The 7161-nt window shown below is 61.8% G+C and carries 7 protein-coding genes and 1 pseudogene; all 8 read left to right on the top strand.

Annotation, left to right across the window (positions count from 1 at the left end):
• Positions 1 to 190: pseudogene (locus tag DW943_RS07280) on the top strand (SIS domain-containing protein); the annotation flags it as partial.
• A gap of 94 nt (positions 191 to 284) precedes the next feature.
• The gene (locus DW943_RS07275; protein ID WP_117637123.1) at positions 285 to 701 is read left to right on the top strand and encodes a PTS sugar transporter subunit IIA; all 417 of its coding nucleotides are present in this window, start codon (positions 285 to 287) and stop codon (positions 699 to 701) included.
• Between the two features lie 16 nt (positions 702 to 717).
• Positions 718 to 1188 (top strand): PTS sugar transporter subunit IIB, encoded by a 471-nt coding sequence (locus DW943_RS07270; RefSeq protein WP_117862627.1) that lies wholly within the window; start codon positions 718 to 720, stop codon positions 1186 to 1188.
• Positions 1189 to 1196: 8 nt separating this feature from the next.
• Positions 1197 to 1988, top strand: a complete 792-nt coding sequence (locus DW943_RS07265) for a PTS sugar transporter subunit IIC (RefSeq protein ID WP_117637121.1) — start codon at positions 1197 to 1199, stop codon at positions 1986 to 1988.
• Entirely contained in the window at positions 1978 to 2814 is an 837-nt protein-coding gene (locus DW943_RS07260; protein ID WP_117862626.1) for a PTS system mannose/fructose/sorbose family transporter subunit IID, read from the top strand. Before DW943_RS07265 ends, DW943_RS07260 begins: the two co-directional genes overlap by 11 nt.
• 83 nt (positions 2815 to 2897) lie before the next feature.
• Positions 2898 to 3734 (top strand): sugar phosphate isomerase/epimerase, encoded by an 837-nt coding sequence (locus DW943_RS07255; RefSeq protein WP_117862625.1) that lies wholly within the window; start codon positions 2898 to 2900, stop codon positions 3732 to 3734.
• Positions 3735 to 3903: 169 nt separating this feature from the next.
• Positions 3904 to 5619: an ATP phosphoribosyltransferase gene (gene hisG, locus DW943_RS07250; protein WP_117862624.1), complete on the top strand. Its 1716-nt coding sequence runs from the start codon at positions 3904 to 3906 to the stop codon at positions 5617 to 5619.
• 105 nt (positions 5620 to 5724) lie between these two features.
• Positions 5725 to 7161: a histidinol dehydrogenase gene (hisD, locus tag DW943_RS07245; RefSeq protein ID WP_117862623.1), complete on the top strand. Its 1437-nt coding sequence runs from the start codon at positions 5725 to 5727 to the stop codon at positions 7159 to 7161.

The following is a 7161-nucleotide window of genomic DNA, read 5'->3' as shown; positions in this document are numbered from 1 at the left end:
CGGCGACACCGACATCAACATCATCGACACCGCCGAGTTCGCGATCCCCGGCCTTGACGACGAGTTCCGCGTCATCGTGTCTCCGTGGATTCTCTCCTCGCTGATCACCGATCGCCTTGCCGCTTACTACGAGACGGTCACCAAGCACAACCTCAACTACCGTCGCTACTATCACCAGTTCGATTACTAATCGGCGACAAATTAGCTACTGATCAAGAAGCACCCTGCCCGGGCGCATGCGTCCGGGCATTTTTATGCCGAAGTTCGCAAGAAAGGGGAATCGAATGAGGCAGTTTATCGTTGCATCCCATGCTCATTTTGCGTCCGGAATCGTCGAGAGCATTGGGCTACTCTCGGGCGAGCGCGAGAACGTCCATGCGCTGTCTATGTATGTCGACGGAAACGAGGACCTGGTCAAGGAGGCCGCAGCGATTCTGGACGGCTTTGCCGCGGACGATGAGGTCGTCGTTTGCACCGACCTCTTTGGCGGCAGCGTCAACAACGAGTTCACCAAGATCGTCCAGACGCGCCCCAACACGCACCTGGTGACCAATATGAATCTGCCGCTCCTTATTCAGCTGCTGTTCGTGCCCGACTCCACCCCGATCGATGAGGCCATTCGCCAGATCGTCGAGGCGGACGACACCAAGGTCAAGTACGTCAACGACCTGCTGGGGCAGGCCGAACTCGATGAGTTTTAATCGTTAGGAGCACATCATGATTCAGATGATTCGCGTGGACTATCGACTGCTTCACGGCCAGGTTGCCGTTAGCTGGACCTCGGCTCTGGGTGCCGACTGCATCCTGTTAGTGAGCGACACGGTCCTCAACGACAAGCTTCGTCTGCAGGCCCTGTCCCTTGCAAAGCCCGAAGGATGCAAAGTCGTCGTCAAAAACACCGAGGATGCCGTCAGGGCGCTCCAGAGCGGTGTGACCGACAAGTACAAGCTCTTCGTGGTTTGCGAGACGATCCAACAGGCCGGTGCCGTCGCCAAGGCGATGGGCGTCAAGAAGATCAACCTCGGCAATGTGGCCTTTAGCGAGGATGCCCGCCAGGTCTCGACGAGCGTATTCCTTACGCCCGAGAACGAGGCCTACGTGAAGGAGCTGCTCGGCGAGGGCTATGAGCTGTTCATTCAGATGATTCCGGCGGATGCGAAGACTGACGCCGCAAAGGTCATCGGTTAGGGGCTGTCATGGTTATCAAGACGATCCTGATTTTCCTGATTGCCCTTTTGGGCTATTCCGAGTGGCTGACCGGTACGAGTTACCTTCAGCGCCCCATTGTGCTCGGACCGTTGGTCGGCCTTGTCATGGGCGATGTGGTGACCGGCACCATTATGGGCGCCACGATGGAGCTTGCCATGGTCGGTGCCATCTCGGTCGGTGCGTATAACCCGCCCGATACGATTTCCGGAACCATTCTGGGCGTGTCGCTTGCCATGCAGGCCGGCGCGGACGCTTCGGCGGCCCTGACCCTGGGCATTCCCATCGCAACGATCGTCCTGGCGCTCGATACGGCCCTGGGCCAGCCGGTCATGCTGCTGCTGGTGCACCGTATCGACAAAAACGTCGAGGACGGAGACACCAAGGCCATCACGCGCAACATGCTCATTGCCGGTTACGCGCAGAGCTGGTGCGGCCTGCTGATCATTCCCCTGGCATTCTTCTTTGGCGCCGATGCTGTTGCCAGCCTGCTCAACATCATCCCCGATTTCGTTCAGACCGGCATGGATGTCGCCGCCGCCTTCTTGCCCGCACTCGGCTTTGCGATGCTGGCGCAGATGATTATGAACAAAACAGTGGCTCCGTTCTTCTTCGCTGGCTTCTTCCTCGTCGCCTACTTTGGCATTAGCACGACTGGCGTGGCGATCTTTGCCGCGATTATCGTCGTCGCGATGACGGTTTTGGGTGACAAGAAAAAGGCGGAGCAGCCCGCAGCGGCAACCGAGGATCCTGCGATTGGGAGTGGGTTCGATGAGTTTTAAGTTTGAGTCTTCTTACGACGGGCTGATTTCCCGCGCAGACCTTAAGAAGCTGTTCTGGCGCTCGATTCCCTATGAGCATTCCTGGAACTACGAGCGTATGGGCCATATCGGCTTTATGTGGGCCCTTATGCCGATCCTTCGCAAGCTGTATCCGCAGGATGCGGACTTTAAGGCCGCACTCAAGCGCCATATGGAGCTCTATAACGTCACGCCGTATATCTCGACGCTCCCCATGTCCATTGCTGCCGCAATGGAAGAAGTCAACGCCACCGAAGATAACTTTGACACGAGCGCGATCTCTAATGTCAAGCTTGCTTTGATGGGACCGCTGTCCGGCGTGGGCGATGCCTTCTACTGGGGTACGCTGCGAATTTTGGCAACGGGTGTCGGCACGTCGCTGGCGCTGCAGGGCTCTATTCTTGGCCCGATTTTGTTCCTGCTCGTGTTCAACGTTCCCCACTACATCATCCGTTACCTGCTGACGTTTGTGGGATATCGCTTTGGCTCGGACATGATCAGCAAGGTCCAGGAATCGGGCATTATGGACACGATCGTCAAGATGGCCTCTATCATGGGCGCCATGGTGATCGGCGCTATGACCATGGAGATGGTCACCGTGGACATTCCGCTCATGGTCGGCGCGGGCGATGGCGCTCAGACGCTCGCCGAGCTGCTCAACGGAATCTTCCCGGGCTTTGTCACGATGGGGCTGTTTGGAATTGTCTATCTCATGCTCAAGAAGAAGATGAATCCGCTGCTCATCATGCTCGTGATCCTACTCGTGAGTATCGCCGGCGCGTTCTTTGGAGTGTTTGGTGTCCAGTAGGGTATCCGTCATAATTAAAACAATATAAGAGGGGGCGTCGCGCACATTATGCTGCGGCGCCCTTTTGCCGAAAGGTGGACAAGATGGAGTATCCGCAGCTTGCCGTCATGAATATCAGCCATCGTTATTTTGACCTTGAGGAATTCTTTTCCTCGGCAGCGGCCTCGGGCTACACGTGTTGCGAGCTTTGGACCGGGGCGATGCATCTGTATGTCGATTGCCATGGATACGATTCGATCGAGCAGGTGCGGGAGCTGTCACAGCGGTATGGGGTTCGGATTGTGGGGCTTTGTCCCGAACAGAACAACCCCAAGCCGTGGAATATCGCGGCGCGCGGGAATGAGGCGCGTACCCGCACGCTCGCGTACTTTAAGAACGTTGTGGATATCGCGGCGGAACTTGGAGCCGAGCAGGTCATGGTCTCGAGCGGCTGGGCATTTTTGAACGAGCCGATCGAGGACGCGTGGGGTCGCAGTGCCTCGATGCTGCGTGCGATTGCCGAGCATGCGGGAGAACGTGGCGTGCGACTGGTGCTCGAGGCTCTACAACCGGTTGAGTCGATAATCGTGAACTCGGCGGCCGACACGAAGCGCATGATTGAGGCAGTTGACCATCCGGCACTTAAGGCGTGTCTGGATATGGGCGCCATGGCGGTGGCGGGGGATACCATCGACGATTATTTCGATCTGCTTGGCGATGATGTCGCCCACGTGCATTTTGTCGATGTTGCGGCAGATGGCACGACGCATCTTGCCTGGGGTGACGGCGACCGCGATATGCGCGCCGACCTGGATAGGCTGGTGGCGCGCGGCTATCGCGGAGTTGTTTCGGCCGAGACCTATGACGGGCGCTATTTTGCCGACCCCGCAGCTGCCGATGCTCAGGTAATGGCAGAGTATCGTCGTGCGATTGGCGCCTAGGTGGGGTCGGGCTGCGGCAACCTACCCTATGTTTCCAGATGAATACGGTGTGAGCGGCTGCGACGGATTTTCCCCGCAAGCACTCTAGTATGCTAAAGTACCCAGAAGACCGGCGGAGCTACGCCGGTCTTCTGCTCTATATGAAACACAGCATGAGGAGGCTCACCAGATGACGGCCACACCGTGGGGATTCCGGGACATATTGCCCGAGGAGGCTCAGGCGCGAGAGGAGATTGCGCTGACGGTGAAGGGCTGCTTCAGGGAGCATCATTACCTTCCGGTCGAAACGCCGCTGCTCGAGGACAAGGGTTCACTCGAGGAAGGCGGCCGCATCGCGGACACGCCGTTTAAGCTTTTTGACGATGATGGCCGTCTGCTGGTGGTTCGTCCCGACAACACATTGCCGATCGTGCGTCTGGTCTCGACCCGCATGCACGCGGCCGACCTGCCCCTGCGCCTGCGCTATGAGGCGCCGGTGGTTCGCGAGTGCCAGCGCAACGCCGGTGGCTCGCGCCAGTTTACACAGCTGGGCTTTGAGCTTATCGGTGCGGGCGATACCGCTGGCGATGTCGAGATTGTCTCGCTGGTCGCCGAGGCCGTGCGTGAGCTGGCACTTCCCGATGCGCGCATCATCGCAGGCAGCGTGCGTCCTTTTAAGGAATTGCTCGCGGTATGCGAGGATCGTGAGCTGGCTGCCGAGGCCCTGCGCTGCGTGCACGCCAACGACTTTGTGGGCCTCGATGCCCGCGTGGCGGCAAGCGTCGAGTCCGATGCCGTCAAGGCCGCCATTAGCGAGCTGCCGCGCTTGCACGGCGGCGCCGAGGTACTCGACCGCGTGGACGCGCTGCTGGAGGCCGCCGGTATCGTCGCGCCGCTGACGCGCGAGCTGCGTGCCCTGGTCGAGGGCCTGGCACCCGAAGACGCCCAGGTGCTGTCGTTCGACTTCTCTATCATGAACTCTTTCGATTACTACACGGGCCTGGTCTTTAAGGCCTATGCCGGCGGCTTGCCCGATCCGGTCGGTTCGGGCGGACGCTATGACTCCATCTTTACCGGCGCATTTGGCGACGGTATCGAGGTGCCGGCGGCGGGCTTCGCCTTTTCGCTCGAGCGCCTGGAGGCCGCGCGCACCTCGGCCGAGGATGCCGCTTCCGATGGCGACCATGCCGCGGGCCGTGGCGCCGAGGGCCCGCTGCGCATCGCCGTGCCCAAGGGCTCGCTCAAGGCCGACACGCTCGACGTGCTCGAGGCCGCGGGTCTGGACGTCTCTGAGCTGCGTGATCCCGGCCGTCACCTGATCGTGCGCGGCCGCGACACGCGTGCCGGCGAGGGCGCGGTCGGCGATATCGAGTTTGTCATCGTGCGCCCCAGCGATGCGCCCGCCTTTGTGGGCTGCGGCGGTGCCGATTGCGGCATCTGCGGTTGGGACTCGCTCATCGAGGCCGACCTCAACCTGCTGCAGCTGGTCGATCTGGGCTACGGCCTGTGCACCTTTATCGAGGCGGAGCCCGCGTGGCGCGCCGGTCAGGCCGAGCGCAACTATGCCCGCCGCGGGTCGCTTCGCGTGGCAACCAAGTACCCGCGCATCGCGAGTGCCTGGTATGCCGAGCGCGGCGTGAACGCCGACATCGTCTCGCTGCACGGCAATATCGAGCTGGGGCCCATCGTCGGCATGACCGATCGCATCGTGGACATTACCGCCACTGGTGCCACCCTACGCGACAACGACTTGGTCATCACCGGCCGCATCATGGACTGCACGGCCCGCTTCTTTGTCAACCCGGGCGCCGCGCGCCTGGACCCGCGCGTTCGCAACCTGGCCGATCGCCTGGCGACTGCCGTGAAGGACAAGCATTTTGAGCCCGTCGCGGGCTCGGCACAATAGCGCGAGCGCGCACGGGCGCCCCAACGTACGGGCTGCGGGCCGATTGGCGCCGCCGCCCGGCCTCTCGTTTTTCGAACACAACCTCGACCGATAGGGGATACCGATATGAAGACCATCAAGCTTGCTCCCGGTGAGCGCCTCGTTACCAACCAGCTCAACCGCAAGGGCGTGCTACCGCAAAACATCGTCGACGCCGCCCGCGATATCGTGGCCAACGTGCGCGCCAACGGCGATGCCGCGGTGCGCGATTACTGTCAGCGTTTTGACGGCGTTGAGCTGCAGAGCTTCCGTCTGCCGCAAGAGCAGATCGATGCCGCGCTCGAAGGCCTCGATCCCGCTTTTGTCGCGGCGCTCGAAAAGGCTGCACGCCAGATTCGCGAGTTCCACCAGCGCGAGGTCGAGCAGAGCTGGTTTACCACGCGCCCGGACGGCACGATGCTCGGCGTTAAGGTGACCCCGCTCGCGGCGGCCGGCATCTATGTACCGGGCGGTCGCGCGCAGTACCCTTCCACCGTGCTTATGAACGCCATTCCCGCCAAGGTCGCCGGCGTTGAGCGCGTGGTCATGGTGACCCCGCCGCAAAAAGATGGTCTGATTAGCCCCTATACGCTCGCGGCGGCCAAGCTCGGCGGCGTGGACGAAATCTATATGGTGGGCGGCGCCCAGGCCGTGGCCGCGCTGGCGTACGGTACCGAGACCATTCCGCGTGTCGACAAGATTACCGGCCCGGGTAACGCCTTTGTCGCCGCTGCCAAGCAGATTGTCTCGGGTGATGTGGGCATCGATATGGTCGCCGGTCCCTCCGAGGTCTGCGTGCTGGCCGACGCCACGGCCAAGCCCATGGTGGTCGCGGCCGACCTGATGGCCCAGGCCGAGCATGATCCGCTGGCGGCCTGCTATCTGGTGACCTGCGACGAGCAGTTTGCGCGTGAGGTTGAGGCAGGTATCGACATCCTGGTGGCACAGTCCCCGCGTGCCGAGATCACGCGTGCCTCGCTCGACAACGAAGGCACCATCGTGGTGGCCGCCGACATGGCGGCTGCCGTCGAGGCAGTGAACACCGTGGCGCCCGAGCACCTTGAGCTGCATTGCAAGGATGCGATGGGCCTGCTCGGCGGCATTCGCAACGCCGGCGCCATCTTTGTGGGCGCTTGGAGCTCCGAGCCGCTCGGCGATTACGTTGCCGGCCCCAATCACACGCTGCCGACCGGCGGCACGGCCATGTTCTCCAACCCGCTTTCGGTCGAAGAGTTCGTCAAGCGCTCGAGTGTCATTTGCTATACACCCGAGGGCCTGCTCTCCGATGCTCCCGCTACGCAGCGCCTGGCCGAGGCCGAGGGTCTGTGGGCACACGCGCTTTCGGCCGCACTGCGCCGCCGCGTGTTGGAGCAGGGCGAGGATGCCGTGAGCGCCGAGTCGCTCGCCGCGGCCGACCTGACCAAGGTTGCCTGGCCGGGCGACGCCGTGGCGACGGTTGCCGAGGGCGTGGACCTGGCGGCTGCAAGCGCGGATGGCGCCGGCGCGACTGGCAAGGAGGCCTAA

This window comes from Collinsella sp. AM44-11 (genome assembly GCF_003467145.1).
Lineage (GTDB): Bacteria > Actinomycetota > Coriobacteriia > Coriobacteriales > Coriobacteriaceae > Collinsella.
This window is presented reverse-complemented; position numbering and strand designations above follow the sequence as displayed.